This is a genomic window from Leptospira weilii (assembly GCF_006874765.1).
Lineage (GTDB): Bacteria > Spirochaetota > Leptospiria > Leptospirales > Leptospiraceae > Leptospira > Leptospira weilii.
The window spans coordinates 349,352-376,218 of sequence record NZ_CP040840.1 but is presented as its reverse complement, the minus strand read 5'-3'; the positions used below and the strand labels follow the sequence as shown (position 1 = coordinate 376,218).

The 26,867-nt window shown below is 41.3% G+C and carries 15 protein-coding genes and 3 pseudogenes; 10 read left to right on the top strand and 8 right to left on the bottom strand.

Annotated features, from left to right (window positions below; genetic code table 11):
• Window positions 1-6 precede the first annotated feature (6 nt).
• Window positions 7-1,083 (bottom strand): annotated as a pseudogene (locus FHG67_RS01880) (transposase).
• Window positions 1,084-1,506: 423 nt separating this feature from the next.
• On the opposite strand from FHG67_RS01880, the gene FHG67_RS01870 reads away from it, so the two are divergent.
• Together FHG67_RS01870 and FHG67_RS01865 are read left to right on the top strand one after the other, a co-directional pair.
• Complete coding sequence (locus FHG67_RS01870) at window positions 1,507-8,247, top strand: hypothetical protein (protein WP_338034405.1); 6,741 nt, start codon at window positions 1,507-1,509, stop codon at window positions 8,245-8,247.
• Window positions 8,247-8,837 carry a hypothetical protein gene (locus tag FHG67_RS01865; protein ID WP_004495672.1) on the top strand — a complete coding sequence of 197 codons (591 nt, stop codon included), beginning with the start codon at window positions 8,247-8,249 and terminating at the stop codon, window positions 8,835-8,837. Before FHG67_RS01870 ends, FHG67_RS01865 begins: the two co-directional genes overlap by 1 nt.
• Window positions 8,838-8,907: 70 nt before the next feature.
• Here FHG67_RS01865 and FHG67_RS01860 read toward each other — a convergent pair whose 3' ends face one another.
• From FHG67_RS01860 to FHG67_RS01850, 3 genes are read right to left on the bottom strand one after another with little or no spacing between them, the layout of a single operon-like run.
• A complete protein-coding gene (locus tag FHG67_RS01860) occupies window positions 8,908-9,165 on the bottom strand; it encodes a type II toxin-antitoxin system RelE family toxin (RefSeq protein WP_004495675.1) in 258 nt (85 codons plus the stop codon).
• A complete protein-coding gene (locus tag FHG67_RS01855) occupies window positions 9,158-9,367 on the bottom strand; it encodes a hypothetical protein (RefSeq protein ID WP_004495673.1) in 210 nt (69 codons plus the stop codon). The genes FHG67_RS01860 and FHG67_RS01855 overlap by 8 nt, the downstream gene beginning before the upstream one ends.
• Window positions 9,368-9,372: 5 nt before the next feature.
• Entirely contained in the window at window positions 9,373-9,732 is a 360-nt protein-coding gene (locus tag FHG67_RS01850) for a helix-turn-helix domain-containing protein (RefSeq protein WP_004447573.1), read from the bottom strand.
• 173 nt (window positions 9,733-9,905) lie between these two features.
• On the opposite strand from FHG67_RS01850, the gene FHG67_RS01845 reads away from it, so the two are divergent.
• Together FHG67_RS01845 and FHG67_RS21605 are read left to right on the top strand one after the other, a co-directional pair.
• A complete protein-coding gene (locus FHG67_RS01845) occupies window positions 9,906-12,746 on the top strand; it encodes a CHC2 zinc finger domain-containing protein (protein ID WP_142499608.1) in 2,841 nt (946 codons plus the stop codon).
• A 364-nt stretch (window positions 12,747-13,110) separates the two neighbouring features.
• Window positions 13,111-13,251, top strand: coding sequence for a hypothetical protein (locus tag FHG67_RS21605; protein ID WP_172616486.1), 141 nt, complete (start codon window positions 13,111-13,113; stop codon window positions 13,249-13,251).
• A gap of 123 nt (window positions 13,252-13,374) precedes the next feature.
• On the opposite strand, the pseudogene FHG67_RS01835 reads toward FHG67_RS21605, so the two are convergent.
• A pseudogene (locus tag FHG67_RS01835) lies at window positions 13,375-14,452 on the bottom strand (transposase).
• A 370-nt stretch (window positions 14,453-14,822) separates the two neighbouring features.
• Here FHG67_RS01835 and FHG67_RS01830 point away from each other — a divergent pair.
• From FHG67_RS01830 to FHG67_RS01800, 6 genes and pseudogenes are all read left to right on the top strand, one after another.
• Entirely contained in the window at window positions 14,823-16,445 is a 1,623-nt protein-coding gene (locus tag FHG67_RS01830; protein ID WP_004501676.1) for a M23 family metallopeptidase, read from the top strand.
• Between the two features lie 89 nt (window positions 16,446-16,534).
• Window positions 16,535-16,912, top strand: a complete 378-nt coding sequence (locus tag FHG67_RS01825) for a hypothetical protein (RefSeq protein WP_232423637.1) — start codon at window positions 16,535-16,537, stop codon at window positions 16,910-16,912.
• 180 nt (window positions 16,913-17,092) lie between these two features.
• Window positions 17,093-17,638 carry a hypothetical protein gene (locus FHG67_RS01820; protein WP_004498413.1) on the top strand — a complete coding sequence of 182 codons (546 nt, stop codon included), beginning with the start codon at window positions 17,093-17,095 and terminating at the stop codon, window positions 17,636-17,638.
• A gap of 109 nt (window positions 17,639-17,747) precedes the next feature.
• Window positions 17,748-17,957 carry a hypothetical protein gene (locus FHG67_RS01815; protein ID WP_004495345.1) on the top strand — a complete coding sequence of 70 codons (210 nt, stop codon included), beginning with the start codon at window positions 17,748-17,750 and terminating at the stop codon, window positions 17,955-17,957.
• A gap of 138 nt (window positions 17,958-18,095) precedes the next feature.
• Window positions 18,096-18,305: a hypothetical protein gene (locus tag FHG67_RS01810; protein ID WP_036075565.1), complete on the top strand. Its 210-nt coding sequence runs from the start codon at window positions 18,096-18,098 to the stop codon at window positions 18,303-18,305.
• Window positions 18,306-18,462: 157 nt separating this feature from the next.
• A pseudogene (locus tag FHG67_RS01800) lies at window positions 18,463-19,173 on the top strand (IS110 family RNA-guided transposase); the annotation flags it as partial.
• 788 nt (window positions 19,174-19,961) lie between these two features.
• Here FHG67_RS01800 and FHG67_RS01795 read toward each other — a convergent pair.
• Genes FHG67_RS01795 through FHG67_RS01785 form a run of 3 tightly spaced genes read right to left on the bottom strand, consistent with a single transcriptional unit; the run spans window position 19,962 to window position 26,865 of the window.
• Complete coding sequence (locus tag FHG67_RS01795) at window positions 19,962-20,639, bottom strand: hypothetical protein (protein ID WP_004498353.1); 678 nt, start codon at window positions 20,637-20,639, stop codon at window positions 19,962-19,964.
• Window positions 20,636-23,794: an efflux RND transporter permease subunit gene (locus tag FHG67_RS01790; protein ID WP_036075001.1), complete on the bottom strand. Its 3,159-nt coding sequence runs from the start codon at window positions 23,792-23,794 to the stop codon at window positions 20,636-20,638. Before FHG67_RS01790 ends, FHG67_RS01795 begins: the two co-directional genes overlap by 4 nt.
• Complete coding sequence (locus tag FHG67_RS01785) at window positions 23,764-26,865, bottom strand: efflux RND transporter permease subunit (protein WP_016759202.1); 3,102 nt, start codon at window positions 26,863-26,865, stop codon at window positions 23,764-23,766. The genes FHG67_RS01790 and FHG67_RS01785 overlap by 31 nt, the downstream gene beginning before the upstream one ends.
• Between the last annotated feature and the right edge of the window lie 2 nt (window positions 26,866-26,867).

Sequence of the window (26,867 nt, the reverse complement as noted above, 5' to 3'; positions counted from 1 at the left end):
TGTGGGTTAGGCAACGTCTTCGTAAGAATATATGTGGTAAAGACCTCCGAGAACGGGAGTGGAAACGAGTTTTACCGACCCATCGGAAGGACGTATTAAAACCGGAGAAGAAACGGGACTGTCTTTGTTCAAAGCTAAATGAGTGCGATGATGATTGTAAAAATGAATGAACTCTTCCAGTTTTTTTTCCAAATGATACTGATTGAGAGGAATGAAGAAATCCAAAAATTCATTTCTACATGTCTTTACCCAACGTTCCGCGTAACAGTTCTGTCAAGGAGAGCGAAGAGAGGTTTTTTTGTGTTTGATGCCGATTCTTTCCAAGTATTTGGTAAAGCGTTTCCCAAAAATGGAATCGTTGTCGGAAAGAAAATAATGAAAGGTTTTTCCTGCTTGAATTTGCTTACGAACGGCAAACTTCAAAACCTTTCGCATCCAATTTGTAGTCGGGTTTGTATGAATATCAAAATGAAGAATTTGTCTAGAGCCGACGTGAAGAAAAAAAACGACGCGAAAGATCTTTTTGAAATTGGAAGAGTAAACGGAAAGAGTATCGGAAACAACCATAGAATCGGCATGCAGAGAATAGAATTCTTTCCAAGAAAGACGTTTTTTAGGGCTATGAGGACGTTTTGGAATATACTTAGAAACAGTTCTTTCACAAATATCATGGTCGAGCTTTAGAAGAAGACCGTGTAGTTTTGTAGCTCCCCAGATTTTGTTTTCCTTAGCAACTCTTCGAATGAGTTTGATGACTTTCCAAGGAATGTTTGGTCTTCCTGTTTTCTTTCTACGGGAAAGAAGAGCCCAGAATGTTTTGAATTTTTTGTTTCTCCATTCAAGAAGAGTATGTGGAGAAACAAGAATTAGATTTTCGATCCAATTGGGATCGAGATAGGAAAGAAAGACGAGTTTCAATCTTTCGAAAGGTTTTGTATGGAATTTTTTTCGTTTTCGTTTGTAAGCTGAGAGTTGTGATTTTAGAAATAAGATTTGAATGGAATTTTTTGATTCTGCTCCAATTTTTTTGATAACATAAAGAATCAGCACCAGATTGAGCAGAATAGAGATTTCGTAAAACAACCATTAACCTCGATTAAATACGGATACAGCGGAAATAGATGAAGTCGGATGTGGAATTATGTTGAGTCGCCCGCTCCTCCTGTGAATATATCGTTATATATACATCACAAATTGAATCTTTTTTGAATGATCGTCTAATTTTTGTTATTTATCAGTGATATAATAATTGACATAAATCACAAAGTTTTGCAATCTTGTTCGAGCAAATGAATGACTTTCGAGAACAAAGCGAACTTTCAATGCGAATTCTAAAACGGAAATATACTATTTTCCTAAACCCAGTAAAACGCCCTAACTCAGAGAAGCTCTCCCTATGAGTCGGGAGAGAAAGAACTCAATCTCACTCTCTACGGATCGCGAGATAGGGCTCCGGGGATGAAACACAAAGAAGTAGCCCGGCGAAGGGGTAGAGTAATACCGAGCTTGAATAAACGATTAGACATTTCTAAATTAGAGAAACAGCAAGCTCGGTATGAAGCGAGGGGAAGGCTTTCCCTTTCCCACCTGAAATCTAACCCCTATTCCCTGACCACTAAGATCGTGAGTTTGGTAACGATCATCGCGTTTCATATATCCTTTGTCATACCGTTTGCGCTTTTTAGTCTTTTGTCTTCCGAATTCAGTCCTTTGAACGCGCAAAGCGTACCCACGTTAGGCAGTACCAAACAGTTTGCCAATGACGAACTCAAACCCTACGTGGACGCAGCCAAAGCGGGAGCGACGGACTCGGGAAGTTTTCTGAATACGGTGACAAACGGAGAACAAGTGTTGGAAGCCGCCTGGGAAACGGAAGTGAACGCGGAAATAGAATCGATCGTCGGAGGAGTAAATAACTCAGACGCGGTGAATAACGTGAACGTCTACAAAGATGCGGTGAGGGCTCAGTTAGAACTACAAAAACAACAGGCCAAAAGCCAATGGGTAGCGGACGCGAACGCATACATCCAAGCGGAACTGCAAATCTTTTTAGCGATACTTTCCCAAAACACAGGAAGCAACGTAACATCGACGAACACGAATTCGGTGCAAACGATCAACCCGACTGTGCAAGCAGCGACAACCACACCGGTTACACAAAATACAAACCCGGCACAAGCGGCACAAAGCTATTACCAAGGAGTTCAAGTTTGGGATACAAAGTGGCAAGATCTGTTAACCAAACAAAACACTTGGGAACAGAATTCCTTGAATGCGATCCAGAACGGAATCTTACAATGGAATCAATCGATCACAGGACTTGAGAATGACAAACTAACGTATCTCAACGGAATCGAACAAACCAAAGCGCAATGGCTGGCGAACAAACAAATCATCACCAACGCACAGAATCAAATGAGAGGCGCGCTGCAAAGTACGATTACGAATATCCGCTCTCAAGAAAATCAATTGAAAGCAAACGCATCCGGCGATGCGAGCTTGACATCTGTGTTTGGAGATATGGACGAATTGTTAGACGACTTGCAAGACGCATTGAATACAAACGCATCTTTGGGAACGTTAGCGCAAACATTGGGAAACTTTTTCCAAAGTCAGATCGCAAGCGCAACCGCAAAAGCGGACTACTGGAACATTACAAAATGGCAAGAGACGTATGCGACGCAAGTCTTAGAGTTTAAAAAAGAAGTGGCGACTGCAACTCTGAGCTGCAACAACACATACGGAGGCGGAGGCTGGTGCAACTACCAACCGACAGGATCGCAAGCGGTGACATACGGAAACGACGGGAACGTCTACGGATGGACCGCTGTAAACGGAGTCTTTCAAGGAACCGTTGTAAGCAGTTTTGATCCGTATACGGTAACGAATCCTGCTTACGCGGAACTGAATCAACAATACCAAAGTTGTCAGTCTCAGGCTTCGGGTTGGATGAGTTCATGGGTTTGGATGATGTCTCCGTGTTCCGATTTCGGACCTAACGGATCTAATGCGCCGATTCAATCATATACGGTAAACCCGAACAATAGCAGCGGATACTACAGCGAAGGTCATTACATAGCGACTTGTAACGGAACGGACCTCGGAGGAACTTGCATTGGAGGAACCGGCGCCTACGCCTTGAACTTGAATTATTGCGGAGGAGGTTTCATGTGCGGTTACAGTAGACAATGGATAACCGACCAAAGTTATTCCCTTTCGGTGACTGAAAACTTTAACCAAGCACAAAAAGACCAGATAGCGACGAACACAAAAATACGAAACGCAGTATTCGGAAATTACAACATAGCATTTGGACAATCCACTCAAGCGGGGAACGCGGTTTCCGGATCCAATGTCGCGTTAGAAACCAAAGTGTGGTTAGGCGGAACTGCGCTCAGTAGTTCGAATTGGTATAACTCTCTTGGGTTGATCGAACAAGTACAAGTCCAAACGAAATACAAATACATCGATATCGCAATGCAGGCGAATCAAAACTTTTGGACGAGTATGAAAACTCAGTTTAGTAGTATCGCATCTACGTTCTTGTCACTTGTGAATCCATTGAAAGACTGGGAAGAAAGATCAGCCGAGTACGAAGACGAATACCAAGCCAAACTGTTAGAACTGGAACAAATGAAACAAACCACGGTCGCCAACTACGACAACCAAATCAACCAGATGAAAGCGGCACGAGGAGCGTGGGTAACAGAAGTGTATGGCTACCAAATGGCAGGAATTGAAGGAAGCCAAGACAACGCGAACAGCCAATTTAGAACGGGACAAGAGAACTGGGAGAACACGAAATCCGTCTTCCAACAAGCGGAACTGAATTGGTATTTGTCAGCAAAGGATACACTGCAACAAGCGGTAACAGCGCCTAACGGAGAAACTCAATACCAAACAAACTCAATTCCGCAAGCAAACCAAATCCAAAACCAGATTACAAACTCGGAGACAAACACAAACCAGCTTTACAACGCAGCAACGGGATTGTATCAAACATACCAATATTCAGCTGCGGGAAACGTAATGCAACAAGCCATTACCAACTTGCAAAATCAAACAAGCTGGAATCAGCAAGGAGCGAATCTTTCAGCGAGCATAGCGGATTCTTTTGGAAGAAGTGAGGCATACAAAACAGCGGAGCTTGGCGCAAGCAATCGGATCAACGCTCTCGCCCAAACGATCTATGGAAACGGAGCCTACATCGTAGACAATACGGAGTTGCAATCGTTACAAAATCAAATTGCAACAAACGGACAAAACCAAAGCTTTTGGCAAAATGAAATCAATGGAGTCAACGGAGGGTTTAACTTTAACGGTCGCAACAACACAAGCCAAACCAAAGAAGCCCTGTATGGGGACATGATAGCAGACATTGCAGTCGCAACAACGTTACAAGCGGAAGTAGTCGATGAAGAGATCACATATTTAAAAACAGCAAACGAATTTTTTGAAAAATCCGAAAGATATCAAGAGTTAGCGGAGAAGGCCAAGAGTGAAGCGAAGTTCGACGAAGCCGCACTTTACACCGGATATGCGGTGAGAGAAAAGAACAACGCAGTAGGATTCTTGAAAAAGAAATACTACAACTTGGGAGAAGAGATTACAAGTGAAGTGGATAACCGGGGGCTTACCTTTACGAAAAATTCGTTCTTAAGTTACAGAGATACACTGCTCAGTAAAAACTTTCAGAATACGACGCAAATAGGCAAACAGATTCAAGAAGGAAAGAATCAAGTCGCGGGGATTATCGCGGAAGGAGAAAGCTACAATCAAATCCAAGGAATGATTCAGACGGCTTCTAACTTGAACAAACAAGGAGAAGAGAACAAAGAACGAGTGGAGAGACTCTTGGTGCAATCTAAAGAGCTAGCAGAGAAAAACATCGGTGAAGGACTGTTAGACGGATTGCAAGAAATGATTGCAAGCATCCAAAGTAGTTTACCGCAAGAGATATCCAACAACGGAGTTGCTCAATACATCCAAGCACAAGAGAAAGAACTTGCAGAGAAGCAAGAGAAAGTGAATGAATTACTTTCTCATATGAATTCGCTTGTAACGAATCAGAACGATCTTTCCAATTTGCAAACATTGTTACAAGGAAGCAGCCAAGCGATCAACCTAGCGGCAAACAGCGCAGTGTCAAAATACTTAGACGACTACGCGAAGAAACTCCAAAAAGACAACGAAGAAAGAAGCGAGAGTTTGCAAAAGACACTCCTCGAAGCCCTCACAAATGGAGACCAATACAAGTATCTCCGAGAAGCGGGCTACGGATTTAGAACGGACGGAGAAGGAATTTCCGCCTACAGACAGATCTACAGCGGGGAAATCGAAATCGGCGGAAGCGCGATGAAGGAAACAAGTTATTCTCCGAATTTAGAATATCAATATATACGAATTGAGACGAAGTTCAATCCTGGAAACTTGAGCGTGGATATGATGAACCCGAATTCCACAAGATTCAACGCGGAAATGGCGATTGGGATTAAAAATTACATCGACAACCTTCAAAAGAACGTGGAACAAATGTTCGCACAATTTAGCGACAAGACAAACGAGATCAAAGAAGAATACGCACAAAATCAAGAGATCCAAGATTACAAGAAGGAACTCTACAAAGAGAGTAAGACGAACATATTAGCCTCCTTTCAAGCGTTGCCTGAAGATTTGAAGAAGGCATTTTCAGGAGAAATGGGAGGATTAAAGGGCTACCACGAACAAGGATCCAAATACAACTTTAATCAAGAAAGTTTCAAAGACGAAAGCGGAGAGATGAAGAAGATCGGGAAGTCGATGTACGAGGGAGCAAATATCGACGACACAGTGTTTGGCGGAAGTAGAGAGTTAAAAGGCTCGGTGAGTGTGAAAGGGATACCGGTAGAAGTAAGCTACGGAATGCAGTATTTGATTGTCACATCCGGATTTAATATCTCGAACTTAGGATACAACTTCAACTTGAAGTTAGTGGGAAATCAAAACGCAGAGAGTCAGTTAGCGACCGTAAACCAGAAGTATGAAATCTACAAAGAAGATATCCAAGCTCGAATCGAGAAACAAGCCAAGGCAAATGACGCGGAAAAGGAAAGCAAGGGATTTCTATTTACAATCTTGAATGGGATGAATGGCGGGTCTGGAAGCATGGGCCAGAGATTTACGCAAGCAGTGAAGTCGGAAGTGCAAAGCCGCATAACGGGAGCAGTAGCGGAAGCAACGGGCTTACCCGCGTCACTCGTCGGAGCGCTCGTCGGCGGTTCGAGCATGAAAGACGCGGTGAAGGCGTATGTGAAAGACGAGACGGTAAACGCAATTTCGAAAGCGACCGGGATTCCCGCTTGGATGATCTCGAATCAGATGGAGAAGATGAACAAACCAAAGGAACAATGGTATCAAAGCCAAGAGTTCCAGATGGTGACAACGGTGGTAGCAGTGGCGGCCGCACCCTTTACCGGTGGAGCCTCTCTAATGGTAATGATGGCCGTAGGCGCCGGAATCGGAGCTGCGACGGGAGCAGCCAGCGGAGGATTGAAGGGGGCGTTAGTTGGCGCAGTCGGAGGAGCTGCGGGAGCCGCAGTGAAAAGTTTTACGGGTGGAGCGGTTAACGTAGGACTGAGCTATTCCGCAGAGAACGGATTTGGAGCGAGTGTCGGAGTCGGATACGGACCCGCTACAGTGAGCGTTGGAATCTCCGAAAGAGGCGGAACATCGGTAGATGTCGGTTTAACGAAAGCGGGATTTAATGCGGGATTAAGTTACAATTCTAAGACGGGAAGTGTGAGCGGAAGCGCTGGATTTACTTCCCAAAGTAGCGGAACCGGATTTGCTTTGAGTTACAGCGAAGGAGACGGATTCGTTGCGAGCTTGAGTAAAAGTTTCAGCAACGGATTGAATGGCGGAATCAGTTGGAGCGAGAAAGGCGGCGTGGGAGGAAACATCGGATACGAAGCCCCGGGAGACAAAGACAAACCGAAGAACTCACTCGCAAACCAAATGAAAGGAGCCGGAGGAACATTAAGTTTTTCTCAAAGAGATGGAGTGTCCGCGGCACTTAACGCGTCTGGCGGTGTAAACGCGGGCAACTGGAGTCAGTCCGGTGGTTTTCAAGCAAATACGAATTATTTGATGGATAGCTGGAAGGCGGACTTTGTTTCGAAACAAGGAGAGCTGGAAGAGCTTCAATCGAAAGGTTTGAGTAAGGAACAGGCGACAGCGATTCTGGATGCGCAAGCTCATGCGGAATCGAAGGCTGCTCAGGAAAAAAATAATCAAGAAAGCGGAAAATCGGTGTTAGACGGTGCAGGATATGCTGCGACCAGAAAAGAAGGAGAAGACGGGGTAACGAGTCATTCCAACGGAGGAGACGAAAGTCATTACTATGATCGCGACGGTAATATGAGAGTGAGAGTTGCGGACTCGAACGGAGACGTTTACTACAGAGCGGCGACCCCGGAAGAAGCGCATCGAATTCAGAATGGAAATGATTTGGCAATGACGAGTGAGACGAAACTAAGCAGCAATTCTAAGGCCGGTGAAGAATTTACCATTAATGGAATAAAAGCTAAGGTATCGTATAATGCAAATGGTGACCCAATTATGAATTTGGCAAATGGCCATACAATTAATACTCAGACAGGCGGAATTTTTAAACAGTTTGAAGCAAAAGGGCTTAATTCAGAGGTATTGCATGCTTTGAATAATAAGGATGCAGCAAACGCAAAAATCGACTCAGTGGATTGGCAAAAAGGATCAAGGATGCACACCGCAAATGAAGGTAAACAAAATGGTCAAGCAGACCTTATGGCCAAGAATTTAACTCCATATTCGATTTTTGATACCCATGATGGAACGTTTAAATTAAAATCTTGGGATAAAGATGTGACTGCTGGGAATAAGGCTGTTATACAGTTTAAAGATAAGCAAGGAATTAATCGAGAAGTGCAAATCGGTCATATGGCGAATCAAATTCCGAAATATGTCAAAGATCATTTTGCGATGAATCCAGATACACCGTTAGTTCTGAAAACTGGAACTATATTTGGATATGCAGGAACCACGGGAAATCACTACGTCGGTAAATTAGGGCAAAATTCTTCGAAGAATGGATTTGATTATGACAACTTAGAAAAATACGTGAAATCTCCAAGCCCTCATGCTCACGTAGTATTTAGGGACGCTCCGGGTCAAAAAGCTCGACCTGGGTATGACGTTCCGTCTTACGCAACACACTTAGGATGGAATCCATAATGAAACTTTTCTTGAAACTGATACTATTAAATTTTATAGCTTTAGGTCTTGTCCTATCCAGTTGTAAAAAGGAAATCAATGCGAATTCGGAAGATGGTGATATATTATTTCAAGAACTTAATAATTACTACGTATCAGTAGGCTACAATCCAATAAAAAAAGATGATCTTATTGATATGACGCACATCACTATTGACGGGGAAAGTAAAAGAGATTACAAAATGTTTAAGTTTCTACCAGTTTTTTACAAGCTCTCCTCTTTGAGTTTAAAGAATTTAAAATTTTCTCATGTGTCTTCTAACGAATTGGGCAACCTAGAGAAAATCTCTTTAGGTGAATTAATAATCGAGAACTGCGATATTAAAGATGATCAACTTGGTTTGTTTATCAATAAAGCTAACAAAATTTTCCGTGTGGCAATTTTTAATGCTCCTAATATTACAGATGAATCTTTGAAACTTCTTTTAGGTTTAAAAGAAATCGATGAGATATATGTTGTCAATACAGGAATCTCTCAAGAAGGTATGTGGAAGCTCAATTCTAAATTTGGGGAAAAACTAAGAGAGCCTGGCCATGTTTTAGGAGAGTAATGCAATACCTTTTCGTAAACTTAAAACTCTTTTTCCGGCTCTTTCTTTGCCGAGAGGGAGAGTTTCTTGCTCACTGGTAAATATCTTTCCTGTGTCCGATTGCGATGACTTCTATGATTAGCTTTTGATCTTGGATGTCGTATATGATTCTGTAGTCACCTTTTCGGATACGGAAGCCGTCTCTTCCTTTTAATTTTTTGACGCCTTGAGGCCTTGGATTTTTAGCGAGGCCTTCAATTGTTTCGATCAAAGAATCGGCGATATTTTCGGGAAGTTTGTCGAGTTGTTTTGTGACGGATTTAGAAAGAAGAATGGAATATTCAGACATGTCGCCTTTTGTTCTTTCTTGATTTTATATATTCACTCAAAGGAGTCGACTTTTCATTTTTTGCTTTTACTTCGTCGTAAAGACGAATATCTTCCAGTTCTTCCGAGTCTTCCAATAAAGTTTTGAATTCTTTAATCGAAAGGACGACGGAGAGTTTTTTTCCTTTGTCGTCTGTAATGAATTGAGGATGAATTGCTTTCATGAACTTTACTTTCCTGAGCCGGTAGCGAGAAGTTGTTTCATTCTTTGATTGGTGAGCATATTGTCGATTACTTGCAGGAGAGCTTCTCTGTTCTTTTCATCTAATGAATCTAAAAGTCTAATACGTTCGGCTAAGGATTTGTCCTTAATTTCCACTTCGTAAGAATCCAAATCGTCATTCAGTAAAAAGTCCGCAGAGACTTCAAAAACATTCATGAGTCCACGTAGGACTTCGAGAGAAGGCTCGTTGTGTCCGTTTTCGATTCGACTTACGTGACTTAGATGGATTCCTAATTTGTCTGCTAAGCTTTGCTGAGAAATGCCGTTCTTCTTTCTTAATTCTTTGATTTTATCCGGAAGATTCATGCTCACGTCTTTCAGAGAGGCGAAAATGAGTAAAAAATCAAGATAATTCTCATATCGAAAAAAATTGCTTGTTTAATAGAGCTAAATCTAGTAAGTACGATATTGTTTAATTTGCAATATTGACTTGCATATTTGCATTACAAAAATTTTTCCCCTCACCAGGAGCCTTCCCCATGCCCTACATGCCAAAAGAAGAGATTACCCGGTTAAAAACCCAAACGGACCTGCTTGCGTTAGTCCGCAGCTACGGAATCGAACTCAAGAACCACGGGACGAACTGGGTGGCAAAATGCCCGTTCCATGACGACCGCACGCCCTCTTTTGTCGTAACGCCGGTAAAGAATCTGTGGCACTGTATGGGAGCTTGCAAGACAGGGGGAAGCGCGATCGACTTTGTAATGAAACGGGAAGGCTTGGGATTTAACGAAGCGGTAGATGTGTTACTAAAATTCAGACCGTCCACCGAGAGAGGAAAGGCAGTCGTCACGCCTGTAAGCTTGGAGAGTGCCCTAGGGGGGAGAAGGATCCCGACAACAGAGAAACTGAGTTCAGAAGAAAGAGCTGTGGTCTTTCAGGTATTAGAATACTACGAAACTAACTTGAGACAAACGAGAAGCGCACTTTCGTATTTACAAACGAGAAAGATTGGAAGCGAGGAATCGATATCCAAGTTTAGAATCGGCTACAGCGACGGAAGTTTAGGAAAGATATTGCCATCGAGACAAAGTATTGTGGGACAAAGAGCGAGAGATATTTTGAAGGAATTCGGGATATTTGGAGAGAACGGACAAGAGTATTTCCAAAAGAAAATAGTAATCCCGATTTTTAGGGACAAAGAGCTGTGCGGGATGTATGGAAGAAAAGTATTCGGGAGTAAAGACCCAAGAATACCCAATCACCGTTACTTACAAGGTAAACACTTAGGAATCTGGAACGAAGAAGACGCGTTTGAAAAGAAAGAGTTAGTACTTTGCGAATCGCTACTGGATGCGTTGACGTTTTGGGAGAATGGAATCAGGAACGTGACTTGCAGTTACGGAGTGGAAGGCTTCACGGAAGTGATTCAAGAAAGGATACTCGAAAAACAAATCAAGAAGATATATATCGCGTATGACGCAGATATGGCGGGAGACAAGGGAGCGGTTTCGGTATATCAGAAACTAAAAGACAAAGGGATTGAGATCTACCGAGTGCTTTTACCACTGGGAATGGATGTAAATGAGGTAGCAGTGAGAAGCGAAGAAGTACAAGACACACTGTTTGGCCTTTTAGAAGAGAGCGTAAGGCTTACCGAAGAAGAACTCACACCGCAATACAAAGAGATGTCCGCGCTTGAGACCAATGTACGACCGCAAGAACCACTTTTGACTTCGGAGGAACTTTCTACCTTAGTCGAACCTAGATCCCAAACCCAACCGGAAGTAAGAATCACGAAAGAAGAAGTGGAAGTAAACTTCCCCGAAAGAACGTATTTAGCAAAGGGCCTCTTTCGAAATTACCCAAGCCTTGAGACGTTGAAAGTGACGCTAAAGGTAAGCCAGGGAGAACGGTATCACGTAGACACAGTGGACTTACTCAGTTACAAAGGAAGGATGTCGTATATATCAACGGCCTCCCATGAGTTACGAGAAAAAGAAGAAATAATCAAGAAGGAACTGGGAAGACTTCTCAATATCTTGGAAGAGGCATTGAACGAAAGAGAGAAGGAGAGAAACGTAAAGACTGAAGTGGAGCTGACTCCGGAAGAAAGAGCCCAAGCGGTCTTGTATTTGGAGGACCCGGAACTACTTTCCAATATCCTAATAGACTTTGAAAGATGCGGACTTGTGGGAGAGAGAATCAATTCTTTAGTTGGATATCTTGCGAGCATTACAAGAAGAACGGAGAACCCGCTTGCCGTGATTATACAAAGCTCCTCGAGTGCGGGTAAGTCGACCCTAATGGACTCTATCCTTGATTTTGTACCGGAAGAAGAGAAAGAGAAGTATTCGGCAATGACGGGCCAATCTCTCTTTTATATGTCCTCGAAGAATTTAAAGAACAAGGTATTAGCCATATCGGAGGAAGAAGGAGCGGAACGGGCCAAGTATGCGCTCAAGATCTTACAGAGTGAAAAGAAAATCAGTATTGCAAGCGCAATGAAAGACCCGGCGACAGGAAGGACGGTAACGGAAGAATACAGCGTGGAAGGCCCGGTGGTAATCTTCCTTACGACCACAAACTTAGAGATTGATGAGGAACTTGAAAACCGGTGTTTGATTCTCACCGTAAACGAAGGAAGGGAACAGACAAGAACGATCCTTGAGATTCAAAGAGAACTGGAGACGTTAGAAGGAATCGTAAAAAAGCGAGACAAAGACAAGATCGTAATGCTTCACAAGAATCTACAAAGGATCCTTCGTCCTTTAGTTGTCGTGAATCCGTATGCGAAGGAAATGAAGTTTCCGGATACAAAACTGAGAATGCGCCGGGATCAAAAGAAATATCTTACCCTAATCAAATCGATCGCACTTTTACACCAATACCAAAGAGAAAAGAAGATCGGTAAGGATGAAAACGGAGAGAGCTTCGAATACATAGAGGTGACTCCTTCAGACATGGAGCTTGGTAGTTTACTTGCTTCTAAGATATTAGGAAGGACGCTTGAAGAGTTAACCCCCCAGACAAAGGAAGTATTGTTTTCTCTTCATGAGATGGTAGAGACGTCAAGCGAAGAACAAAAGCTTTCAAAGAGTGCAGTGAGATTCACGAGACGTCAAGCGAGAGAGAGACTTGGAATGAGTGATACAAGACTTAGAGTTCATTTGAGACGACTGGAGGAGTTGGAGTATTTGGTGGTACGCAGTCGCGGTCAAGGACAGTTAGTGGAATACGAGCTATTGTATGACGGAGAAGGAAAGGAAGGAGAAGAGTTTACATTAGGGTTATCTTTCTTGGAAGAAGGGAATTCGGTTTTTTCTTGGAAAGAAATATTTGGGTTTGAAAGAAAAGAGGAAGTGAGTGAGAATGTATGAAAGAATCTGAATATTTTGAGTTTCTTGTATGGCCTTATGTATATTTTTGTTCTGGACATTTAGGGAAACTTCTCATGTGGATACATTTAGTTTGTATCCAGATCAACAAGGCTCGGGAAAGCCTGCGTTTTGCCACAGGTTTGCTGCAAACTTCGCCTAGCAAAAAGGGCACTTCGCTCCCCCTTCGCCTGGGGGTAGCCTGGCCTTCGCCTAGGGGTAGCCGCCCCCTCATTCTCTTATTCTGTAGGGGTTTAGAGTGTGTTTCAAAGCAAAATACGAGTTTTACGCTTAAACAATGTATTCTAGGGAGAAAAAAGTTTCCCCGAAGCTTGTCCTTGTTGTTGCTGGTTGGTTTTGAATCCAAATGAAATGGCAAGAAAAGTTAGATACTTTGCGGAATTCTCTGAGTCTCGCAAAAACTAAAATGACGGAAGTTGAATCCAAGATAGCAGACGCATGTGATAAAATGAAAGGATTTGAGAAAAAAGAGCTGAAACTGGAATAAAACAGATTCAAAATATGGAATATACGGAAAGAAGAGAGGAATTAAAGAAACAAATCAAACGGAAGACATGGGAATCTTTCTCCGAATAACGGCGCACAAAAGAAAACTAGAAACAAGTGTGGGTTAGGCAACGTCTTCGTAAGAATATATGTGGTAAAGACCTCCGAGAACGGGAGTGGAAACGAGTTTCACCGACCCATCGGAAGGACGTATTAAAACCGGAGAAGAAACGGGGCTGTCTTTGTTCAAAGCCAAATGAGTGCGATGATGATTGTAAAAATGAATGAACTCTTCCAGTTTTTTTTCCAAATGATACTGATTGAGAGGAATGAAGAAATCCAAAAATTCATTTCTACATGTCTTTACCCAACGTTCCGCGTAACAGTTCTGCCAAGGAGAGCGAAGAGAGGTTTTTTTGTGTTTGATGCCGATTCTTTCCAAGTATTTGGTAAAGCGTTTCCCAAAAATGGAATCGTTGTCGGAAAGAAAATAATGAAAGGTTTTTCCTGCTTGAATTTGCTTACGAACGGCAAACTTCAAAACCTTTCGCATCCAATTTGTAGTCGGGTTTGTATGAATATCAAAATGAAGAATTTGTCTAGAGCCGACGTGAAGAAAAAAAACGACGCGAAAGATCTTTTTGAAATTGGAAGAGTAAACGGAAAGAGTATCGGAAACAACCATAGAATCGGCATGCAGAGAATAGAATTCTTTCCAAGAAAGACGTTTTTTTAGGGCTATGAGGACGTTTTGGAATATACTTAGAAACAGTTCTTTCACAAATATCATGGTCGAGCTTTAGAAGAAGACCGTGTAGTTTTGTAGCTCCCCAGATTTTGTTTTCCTTAGCGACTCTTCGAATGAGTTTGATGACTTTCCAAGGAATGTTTGGTCTTCCTGTTTTCTTTCTACGGGAAAGAAGAGCCCAGAATGTTTTGAATTTTTTGTTTCTCCATTCAAGAAGAGTATGTGGAGAAACAAGAATTAGATTTTCGATCCAATTGGGATCGAGATAGGAAAGAAAGACGAGTTTCAATCTTTCGAAAGGTTTTGTATGGAATTTTTTTCGTTTTCGTTTGTAAGCTGAGAGTTGTGATTTTAGAAATAAGATTTGAATGGAATTTTTTGATTCTGCTCCAATTTTTTTGATAACATAAAGAATCAGCACCAGATTGAGCAGAATAGAGATTTCATAAAACAACCATTAACCTCGATTAAATACGGATACCAGCGGAAATAGATGAAGTCGGACGTGAAATTATGTTGAGTCGCCCGCTCCTCCTGTGAATGTATCGTTATATATACATCACAAATTGAATCTTTTTTGAATGATCGTCTAATTTTTGTTATTTATCAGTGATATAATAATTGACACAAATCACAAAGTTTTGCAATCTTGTTCGAGCAAATGACTCCCAGAGCCACCGAACTTTCCATGCGGATTCTAAAACGGAAATATACTATTTTCCTAAACTCAGTAAAACGCCCTAACGCAGAGAAGCTCTCCCTATGAGTCGGGAGAGAAAGAACTCAATCTCACTCTCTACGGATCGCGAGATAGGGCTCCGGGGATGAAACACAAAGCAGTAGCCCGGCGAAGGGGAAGCGTAATACCGAGCTTGAATAAACGATTAAATATTTCTAAATTAGAGAAGCAGCAAGCTCGGTATGAAGCGAGGGGAAGGCCTTCCCCTTCCCGCCTGAAATCTGACTCCTGGCTCCTGACATCTAATATCAATGCGGGCCTCAGTTATTCCGAAAGAGACGGAATTTCGGGTAACGTCGGATTAAATTACGGTTTGGGCAAGGAACCGAAAACGGGTTTAAGCTTAGGAATGAGTTACAACAGACAAGACGGAATGGGCGCAAGCGTCGGTCTCACTTCGAAAGGTGGTGTTTTGCGAGACACGGGAGCTAACATTACAAGATCAGAATATTCAGGTTTTGGAGCAGACATTTCCTCCAGAGAATACGGTCCCGGTAAATTTAGCGGCGGACTTTCCTACAATCAAAGAGACGGTTTTACAGCAAGCTTGAATGTTGCAGGGACGAACGCTCTCAACTACAATTCTCAAACAGGGTTGTCGTCTAACACCGACTTTATCTCTCAATATTCAATGAACAGAGGTATGTCGGAGGATTCCAGTCAGACCGATACAGAAGCAGAATCAAGGGCCGCTCAGGAGAGAAATAATCAAACTCAAGGGGCTCAAGCGATCGAAGGATTTGGTGTGGCAACTTCTGGTAGACGCAATGAAGGAGACGGAAGTCATGGAGTGATCGGGTTTGGTGACGATGGCCCCGCTCCCGCTCATGGAGCGCCGTCTTCACATGATCCGGGGCAGACGTTAGCGTTATCGGGATCTTTTGATCCAGATGGAAAACCGACTGGAGGTCGTCAACTCAGTGCGACTGATGTTGCCGAATTCAAAGCAGACTGGAGAAAGGAAAGCCCGGCTCAAACGGATGCAAGTATTGCCGGTTTGAAAGCAGCCGGTTACGATACAAGTGGTCTTGAAAAGTTTGTAAACGATTATCGTAACGCCAAAGCGGCTAACAACAGTCAAGTCGCTACAACTACGCATCCGACTCAAAGCACTGGGTTCTTTACGAATGCTTATAATGCGGTTGTGAGCGGTGCGAGCAATTTGTGGGATCGCGTCACGGGGGGAAGTAAACCTGTTACGCATCAAACTGCTCCTGTATTTGAACTTGATAATGGTGCCAAATTACCTTTTGAAAATCAAGGATCTAGTTATGGACGAGTTAGAAACCTAACTCGTAATGATGGAACAACCTATACAAGTATTCCACATTCAGGTTTAGATCAACCTCAAGCATCAGGTACACCAGTTCCTGTTGTCGCTGATGGTAGAGTTATTGCTTTAAGTCGTAATTATGAAAATAATCAGAATGGTGGTGGGTATGGTGCTTTTGTACTTGTTCAACATAATAACGGTATATTCACATTATACGGTCACAACTCAAATGTATTTGTAAAAGTAGGTGATTCTGTCACAAGAGGACAGGTTATTTCAAATGTTGGAAATTCAGGTAATTCCTTTGGAGCGCATATGCATTACGAAGTTAGGACAGGATTTAATGTTAATCCGAGAGCTTATATCTCTCAAACTACTCATCAAAATCCTGCAACGTTTAATTGGAATCAATGGATTCAAGACCATCCGGAGTGATTAAAATGATAAAAAAAATTAATATATTATTCCTTACATTGATTTTCGTTTTTCAATGTAAGGAGACCAATTATAGTCAGGAGGATAGCATGAGTTTAAATACGCCAAATGTATTATCAATAAATACTTTGTTTAATGGGATATGGACTGATGGTAGCGAGTATGCTACTACTTATATGAAATTTGTAAAAATAAATAATAGTTATGAATTTCATATAATCGAAGGTCCGGATGGTGCAATATTTAAAAATGTTAAAATAGTCTGTAATAAAAAATACTATTGTAGAATCTTAACTTCAAATGAAAAGTCTTTGCTTTTAAGTTTTCATATTCTCAAAAATAACGATATGAAAGTCGAGTTTTTTCCCAGGCCAGAACAAACCTTCTTGGTTGAAAAAACTAATTCACAAGAAAATCTTAAAATTCCGACTGTATTTGCTAACGGATCCATTTTGAAAAAGCAGTAATATTTTCAGCAGGAACGTATTTAGGTAGAACAAATGAAAAAGTAGGATTGTCGGATGGAGCCCATTTGCATGTGGAAGTGACGGACAAATGGATGAAAAATAATGATAGGGGGAAAGATAACCCCTATACTCGTAGTGATATCTACAAATGGATGCGAGGAGAAAATTAAGGAGAATATAATGAAAACAATGTACAAGAGTATTTTAATATTTTTGATTTTTATTTCCTGTTTTTGCAAACAGGAGCCAAAGGAGGAAGAAGTGAAAACGAAAAAAGTAAGCCCAGTTTCATTACAAAATGCACATCCGACTACTCAGCAGATTGTGAGGATACTAAGAGAGAACAAACCGGAAGAGCTGATGTCGTTCTTAGATACAACTTACAGCTTCGAAATAGACGAATGGTATATTGCTTTGCCTGACGGGTCGGATCACGGCGCCCCTCCTAAAAGAAAAGACTTTTTAAAAGATGGAATTAAAGAGAGCGCCAAAGATTTAATTTTTAAAAACGAAGTGATGCAGAAAGAATTCCAGGAAACTTTTCCTGGAATCGTTTCCTTTCGAGAAGCCTTTATGAATCCAAAGGTTGAGATTAGTGATTACTTTAAAATGGGTGACTATGGATATATCGGTATCGATTACGGAAATTATATATATTCTATAGATCTTTCTTGTGACAAGAACGGGAATTGCAAGATTATCCGGTTTGGGATTGGTAGGAAATGAATTATGTTTTGAAAAATATTGAAATGGTATATTGAACGACGACTTTAAGGGCTTTAAATTAAAACTAAATAAAGAGTGATAGAGTGAGTTTTCCAACTTGGTGGCAGGAATGGAACCAAAGAAAAGAACAAAAGGATACGCATTAGGCGAAGCGGTGAGAGACAAAGTAACGGGCCAAAAGATGTATGTGGAAGTAACTTGGACCCCGGAAGTACGTTGCGTTTACTTTGACTCAGAGAAAAAAAGTTTAGTGAAGGTAGAGAAGTATCCGGAAGATTTGGAGCGGATTAAGGAATTACTGCCATATCTACCGAAGTAAAAAGGCTATTCAAAAGAAATCGTCACATATCGAGAAAAACAAAAAAGCTCCCTTCGTATTAAAGACAAAGCGAAAGGGAGTAAGGAATGTCTAGAAGAATCGGAACCCAGGGAGTGAGTTTCCCAACTGGGGGAAGAAATGGAAAACAAAGACAAACAAGTATATGTGTTAGGTGAAGCTGTAAGAGACAAGAGAACTGGCCAGAAGATGTATGTGGACGCGAGTTGGAGCCCTGAAATCAAGTGTATATATTACAATACCTTGATGGACGAGTTAATAAAAGTAGAAGTACCGTATGAGGACTTGGAGAAGGTAATAGATTTAGATTTCAAAGCGAAGCCTGAGTAAGACTGCCGATCCGGTATTCAAAACGAATTCTGAGACGAAATTTCTTGGATCGTTTTTTCTAAATCGTTGTCTTTAAAAAATAGATTAGAAATCGTGAGCACATTCAACCAAAATCCAACAACTTGGCCCATAGGAAGCGTTGTGTTGAGTTTCTCCCGACGAAGAGGAAGACAATCGAAGACTTTGCACGGAACATGAGAACTGGACCAAACAACTAACGCAAGGAAAGAATCGACTTCACAGTTTATTCACTCAAGCAGGTTTGACTCATATTACCAAAAAGCATTTAAGAACAAAAACATCCAGAGAAGCTTCTGTAACTCTACTTCCCGATCGATACAAAAGAGAAGCGGAACGAATCTTAAAGGTTTTAGATTTAGTCGAACTAAATCTAAAACTCATAGAAGAAGAAATTAAAGAGGCTCTGAAAAAGAATCAGAGTTACGTTCAAACGATCATGTCCATGCCTGGGATCGGTATAATTACTTCTTTGGCGATCATGAGCTACATGGGAGATTGTAAAAGATTTTCATCCGCAAAACAAGCAGCCTACTATGCAGGCTTGGTTCCGAGAGTTGACATTTCGGGAGATACGGTTCGATACGGAAGAATTGTATCTCGTGGTTGTCATGCAATTCGAAGGGTGATTGTTCAGGCGGCCTGGAGTTTGGTCCGTTGTCAGCATGGCGGTAAGATAAAAGAATTCTACGAAAGATTATATGTTAAAAAAGGGGCTAAAAAGTCGATCATAGCGACTTCACGCAAAATGATCGAAGTTCTTTATACAATGATTCGAACGGGAAATCTTTTTGATTCTATGCCCGAAGAAGCATTGAATCGAAAGTTAGCTCAATATGGTCTTATGTAAAAAAAATAACGGGAGGGCTTGACACAAGAAACATAGGAGAGAGGCATTCGCTGAGTTAACGCGATTCTTAGAGAGCCCATAACCTTACCCACAAGTTAAGAAGTTTGGGACGATAAGGATCAAAAACTGATATTTTTCAAGTGTTCCGACAAGAATGAGGCTTTTTACTTGCAAGAAGTATCATTTTCTGATAGAGAAAAATCTCCCGAGTCTTTCTGTCTCCAGGCTCAATGATTTGCTCCCTACGGGTCGCTCATCACCCCACCACCCAAAAATCAGGGTGGGGCCGATCGTTTTATACAGAAGATTGTCGGAATTCCGACAGATTTATCTTCGGATTCAAGCATTTATGGGGCCCTTAGGAAGTGCGAACTTCAGTTTCTTATTCGCCCAAACTTTCTTACGACCTGCTCACGTTAAATAAATTCAAAGTGCTATTACTAATGTCTTCGCCGGTTAGAATTCGGGGTACTTTATTAATATAGTTTTAGGTAACACCTCTTTTCGTTCAGAACCGTCGCCGTTTATTTCGGCGGCTTCGATATGATCTCGCGAAAACGGGAGCCCCTTGCACTTTGATACAACCAAAAAAAGTATCGAGCGATTGCCTCTGCGTCCTTGAGCCCCATCGCTTTCGGGAAATCCTACGCCAATACTTCACGAGTCGCTTCCGCGATATGGTTCGTATATCAGCGAGTATGCGAAGATAAGTAAACCGTAGGAGTCTCTATGGTTAAAAGCGATTCAAAATCTAAAGAAAAAATTATCAAAAACATTTATAGTTGCGATTAACCGAACCAAATTTGAATCAGAAATTTTACCGAAAACGCATTCATAAATAATAAACTGGGTGTGAGCCAAATTAGAATAGCCCTTCCGTTATTCTGATCATATTGACCCGTAAAGGCGTGGTAACACAATCGTCCTTCCCAAATCCAAGCCAGCAACAAAATCGATAAAGACAATTTTAAGAAGTCGACGATTTCCATTGTATAATCGAGTGAGATTAAATCGTATCCCGCCGAAATGATAAAACTCGAAAATAAAAGAGGAAGGGAAGTTGCGAGAGTTGTAATAAAGAACTGTTTAAATCCGACTTTATACTCTCCGATAAAATAAAGAATGGGAAGTCGGATTAACGCAAGTAAAATCGGAATTAAAATCCAAATCAAAACGTAGATTACTTTGGAAAGCAAGGTAAAAACGAATCCCCGATCCTGCGCATAATTCTTTCGATTTTCTTCCACCTTAATGGAGGCTTCCTGGGCGACTTTGATTTTTATCGGAGCAAACAACGATTCGTGTAAAACTCTCGTAGACGTTAGAATGACCGCGAGACAAAACAAAACGATAAGAAAATCCCTAATTGAGCGGTTCGATTTAGATCGATCCGATTGTAACGAATAGGTTTTGAAATAATATTCCGGTCTAAATAAAACGTCCTTTAAATAATTCCATACGGTCATCGTATCTTTCTCCTAAGTTCCTTGATTCTGAAATTTGTCCAATCCGTGCTATTTCGATAAGTGCGAATAACCGTATTTACGATCGTGATAGGATATAAATATAATGTGATAAAAACGATCGGAGTAAAAAAACAAATTCCGGCCAATCCGAGGATTAATGTGATGGAAACCGTTTTCAGCATCGCAGAACCGGTTCCGAAACTGAAAGCTAAAGGTAAATAGAATAAAGCGATTAAAAACCAAAGTTGGAAAAACTTTGCCAGCAAAGTTTTTATTTTCTCCGTTAAGTCGTACGGTATCGCGCCGGATTCGAATTTTTCTCCTTTATTTTTCCAAGGCGCCAATTCTTTTCTGAGTATAAACGCTTCCAAAATTGCGAATGCGCTTATGATAATCATCCCTATATAAACTGGAATGGTCAAAGGCACGTCGATAAAATAAAGGATTATTATAATAAAGAACAAAGGTAAGGGCAGTACGGATAACAATAAAAACGGTTCTTTCAAAGATTCCAAATAAGACGCCAATATCATAAACAAAATCAACGCGGCGAAACTCAGAATAAAATTCATTCTTTTCTGATGCTCTAAAACTTTCTTCAGACTATCGCTGAATTCAATCCTGTATTGTTTGGGAAGTTCTATTTGTTTTAATTTTTCGAGTTTAGGAATAATTTCGGTTAAACTCATATCGGCAATCCGAAGGCTAAACGACAAAACTCTTCTTTTATTTTTTCTATAGATTCTCACCGGCGTAGTATCTCGGGTCAAAGCGGCCACTTCCAAAAGAGGCACGGATTTTCCGTCTTCCGTATTGATTTTATATTCTTTCAGATCCGAAAACTGATCGCGGTAATTCGAATCGTACCGGATACGGACATCTACTTCCTTTTCTTCCTCTATGAACTTTGTCGCTACCCCTCCTTGAATTCCGTAACGTATAAGTCTTCCGATATCTTGGGAACTGATTCCCAAAGACTCGCTTTTTTCCTTGTCTATCACAACTCGAACTTCTTCCCTAGGGGGTTTATATCTTAATAAAACGTGTCTAACGTTTGGAAGCAATCCCTGTGCGGTTGAGGAAACCTCTCTCGTAATTCGATCGATCGTATTCAGATCGTCTCCGATTACGTCGATCGTTATCTCCCTCAATAAGGCTTCGTCGTTACTTCCGGAAAAATATATAAAAGCGGGTTTGATGTCTCCGACGATTTCCTCCAATTCCTTTCCGATTTCATCCACGTCGGAAACGCTTTCGTTAAATTTCACTACGATCGTGGATTTTCCGTTTTCCACTCTCGAGTTGACTTCCTTAATATTGTATAATTCCGAAAGTTTTTTCTCGATTCGTTCGGTTACGTTATTGATCCTTGAAAAGCTGGTTCCGGAAGGAAATTCTACGTTTCCTATCAATTGTTTTTCTTCGACTTTATTGACAAATTCGTGTTTAGATATTAGATAAAAGTAAATTCCAATTAAAATAAATAGAATATAAAACGACAAAAATATGGGAGGGTTATTTCTCGAATAATCGGCAAGCGACAATGTTTTTTGCGTAACATAGTCTTTAATTCGATAAATATAAAAAGATAATATGTTTGTTTTAGCGATTAATATTTTTGGGATTTGCAAAACGGAGAAATTCCCGATTTTAGAACTCGATTCGGTTTTAAAGCTCGGCAATATCGTGATTGAAATTAAAAAACTAATGAAAAAATTACCCGATAAAACGAAACCGAGCCCGCCATAAATGCTTTTTAGTTCTTTCGTGGCAAATAGTATCGGTAGAAACACTCCCGATATTAAAAGAATCGTAGTAAATATTTCTCCCGTGATCGAGATAGATTTATTGTTTTTCTCGCGATCGGAAAACAATCGATTTGCGATAAAAACGCTTAGACAACATCCGCAGCTCAAAATTAATCCGACGATTGTAACTAGATTATAATCGATTTTTAGGAAATATATAAAAATCGAACCGATAAAAAATTGACATACTAGTAAAAATGCAAATAAACAAGAAGATTTAAATTCTTGAAATATTAAAAAAGCCGCAATCACGAAAAGTAGGAAACCTATGGACGAAGCGAGAAAGAAGTTTCTAATTGCATTAGTGACCGTTTCGGCCTGATCGTAGAGTATTTCAAAATTTAAGTTCTCACTTTCCGCTTTTTTGAGCCCTTTTCTAAGCTCATCGGAAACTGCAAGAAGATTGGCGGTTCCGGCCCGATAAACATATACACTGACCGTATTCTCTCCGTTTACTCTTGCGGCCGAATATTCCTCTCGATAGGAAAAACTTACTTTAGCTACGTCTTCTACACGTACGAATTTGCCGGAATTATCTCTTCGAAGAGATAAGGATTCTATCTCTTTTAAACTTCTCATTCTCCCTTTTATATAAACCGGAATTTGAAGGCTTCCTTCCGTAACTTCTCCGGGATTCTCGTTATAATTCGCCTCCTGAAGTACGGACAAAAGCAGGTTCATATCGACGCCGTATCCGAGCATCTTTTGCGCATCGCAGGAAACCAAAATTTCTCTCGGCTTTCCTCCGGCGATTACGACCTCGCTGACTCCGGGGATTCCTTCGATGATTTTTTTGATTTCACGATCCGATATTTCGCGTATTTCCATAATGTTTAAAGACGCACTCTTCGGAACGATTATGAACGACGGTTTTTGAGTAGGATCGTATTGAAGTACGATCGGCTTTTGAGTTTCTCGTGGAAATTTATAGGACACTTGCTCCACTTTGTCCCTTATTTCCAGGGATTTAATTTCTAGATCCGCATTCTGATCGAATTGAATATGCACTTTCGATTTTCCCTCTTCGGAGACGGAAAAAAGATGCTCGATACCGCCTAACGTAGATACGGATTCTTCGATCGGTTTTGTGATAATTTCCTCTATTTTTTCGGGTCCGACTCCGAAATATTCCGTTTCGACGGTCAAACCCGGATACGGCGCTTCCGGAAAAAGAGATATGGGAATAAAACGAAACGCGATTATCCCTAATAATATCAAACTCAGGAAAATCATTGCGGTTCCCGTTTTATGATTCTCTACCCAAGGAGTGGAAATAGACGGTTTCCGAACGACTTCCGGAACGGTCGTATATTCCCTCAAATCGTTTTTTTTCTTGTTCTTTGCCATTTTAGAATATAATAAAAAGCGATTGGAATTAGAAAGAGAGACAACACGACCGAAGCGGCTAAGCCGCTGATCACCGTTACGGCCATCGGGGACTGAAATTCGGTTCCTTCCCCCAATTCAAGCGCGACCGGAAGTAGGCCTAAAAGCGTAGTCCCGTTATTCATGATGATAGGACGAAGTACAATTTGTCCGCTTCCTATGATTGCTTCTTTGAGGGATACCTGATCGTGCTCTAGAATTTCCACGTATTCGTAAAACAAGGCGGCATTATCTACCACAATTCCCACGAGAAGAATGATTCCGGTAAACGAGCTGATATTAAAACTGTTACCGGTTAATAATAACGCAGGTATGATTCCGATCAGGATCAGAGGTATCGTACACAACATGACTAAGGGAATCAAAAGCGATTCGAATTGGCCCGCGAGCAACATATAAATCAGAACGACCGCCAGGATAAATGCGAACAGAAGTTCGCGCATAGACGCGTCTATATTTTCTTTTTCCCCTCCGAAATGGACTTTGTATCCGACGGGTAATTTCAATTTTTCTATATAGTCCTCTATTTCCGAAAGAACGACCGATTGTTTTACGTTTTCTACGTTAGCCGTAATACGATTAACCCTACTTTGACCGATTCTGAGAATGGATGCGTATCCTTTCCCTTCCCGAATTTCGGCGGCTTGGTCCAGCGATATCGCGTCTCCCGAAGGAGTGCGGATTAAAATTCTGGAAATATCTTCTTTATGTTTGCGATCGGGTTGTCTATAACGGAGTCGAACGTCAAATTCCTCGTCGTTGATTCTCAAACGTGTCGCGATCGTACCTTTAAGGGCGGTTTTTAAAATTCCGGCGAGATATTGGTGCGACAATCCGTAAACGGACATTTTATCCTCGTCGAATCGGATTTGGAATTCTCGGTTTTCGGATTCTAGACTACTTTTGGAATCCGTAATACCCCGAATTTTAGCGATTTCGCTTTTGATATTTTCTCCGATAAAAGCCAAAGTGGCCAGATCGTTCCCTTCCACCTCCAAAGTGATCGCTTTGGAATCGGGAGAAAGTATTTTGGAAAGCATATCCTCCTCGGGATAAAAGTGAATTCCTATGGTCGATCCGTATCGGACTTGTTCCCTGAATCTGCGAATGAAATCCTTTGTTTTCTCGGATCTTTCCGTGGAAAGAACTACTCGTATCTGAGCTTGATGAGTGCCGACTTCCCCTCCCGAACGAGATAAAATCTGTTCTTCGTCGTAGCCGACATTTGAAATGACGTGTTTTACTTCTTTCTCTTTGAGTAATTTTGTTTCCAATTCTTCGACGAGTTTCGACGTAGAGGAAAGAGAAGAACCCTTTGCATTGAGAATTTCGATTTTAAATTCCCCGGTATCCACCTTGGGAATGAACTCCTTATCCACGAACGAAATCAAAATCAGAACCCCCGCAAAGCAGATTGCGATTCCGGTAAAAAAACGTTTCGGTTTTCCAAGCCAGTTCGTTAATCTTTTCACAAATCGAGCGTCTATTTCGTTTTCCCAAATTGCGACTTTTTTGAAAAAAGACCACTGATCGAATTTCCGAGACCAAACCTTATTTCCACGAAGCGCGGACAACATAGGTATTAACGTCAGAGAAACCGCCAAACTCACCAATAACGAAAAGGTGATCGTTAAAGCCATTTCGCCGAATACGACTCCGATGATTCCTTTTAAAAAAACGATCGGTAAAAAAATGATAACCGTGGTTAAAACCGCGGAAGTGATCGATCCGGCGACCTCGTTGGCTCCGGTTAAGGAGGCTTCTTTTACGGAAAGTCCGTTTCTAACGTGCCTTTCGATCGCGGCTAAAACAACGTTACCGGAGTCGAACAACATTCCGATTCCCAAAGAAAGACCGCCTAACGTCATAACGTTCAGCGTAAGGTCCTTTAGATACATCAATAAAAACGTAGTTATCACCGATATGGGAAGCACGGTCAAAAGAATGAGCGGGCTTTCCATATTACGGAGTATGAATATAAGAGAAAGAAACGCCAATATCCCGCCCGAGATTAATTCGCCCGTGATGTTGTCTACGGATTGTTTTACGAATCTGGATTCTTCGTATACGATGTCCGCTTTAATTACGTTTTTATATTGTTCTTTAAGGCGTTCTAATTCCGATCGAACGGATTCTGAAACTGTTACCGTGTTTTTTCCGGATTCCTTATAGACGGATACGGTTACACATTCCTCGCCGTTGTATCTTGCAAGCCCCTTTCTCTCTTTATATCCTTCGTTGACCCGGGCGATATTTCCCAACCGGACCGGAATGTTTTTGTCGTTTTTGGATACGTTGGTTTTTTCGATTTCGCGAAAATCTTGGTACTCTCCCATAGTTCGGATTAATACGTCCTTAGAGCCTTCTTCTATATGACCCGCGGGATAATTAATGTTCGAGCTTTCGACGGAGCCTTGAATATCTCTGATCGATATTTGATGCGCATATAGAGAAGACGGATCAACTTCGATCAGGATTTCTTTTTTAAATCCTCCGGAAATTTGCGCGAGTGCGACACCGTCCACGCGATCCAAATAACTTTTAATTTCCCTTTTGATAAAACCTCTGAGTTCGTGCGTTCTGGATTTATCCGTCGGAAAAAAAACGATTTCTTGAATTGGCGATTGGTTCGGATCGAATTTTGCGACGATCGGTTTACCCGCGTCTTCGGGAAGAATACCTCGAATCAGATCTATTTTTTCTCGCACTTCCATCGCGGAGTAATCGATTTTGGTTCCCCAACCGAATTGTAGAGTGACGAAAGAAACGCCCTCCATCGATTCGGACGAAATCTTTTCGATCCCTTTCACGGTGCCTACGGTTTCGGTTAAAGGTTTTGTAATCAGATTTTCTACTTCTTCAGGCGCCGCATTTTGAAAATTTGTAATTACCGTTAGGCGAGGGAATTCCATGTCCGGAAGTAGATTCACCTCCAAATCCTTCAAGGAAATTAGACCGAGCAGGATCAGAAGCAGATAAAACATGGCCGTCGTTACCGGCCTGTTAATTGCTATCTTTTGAAGATATTTCACTA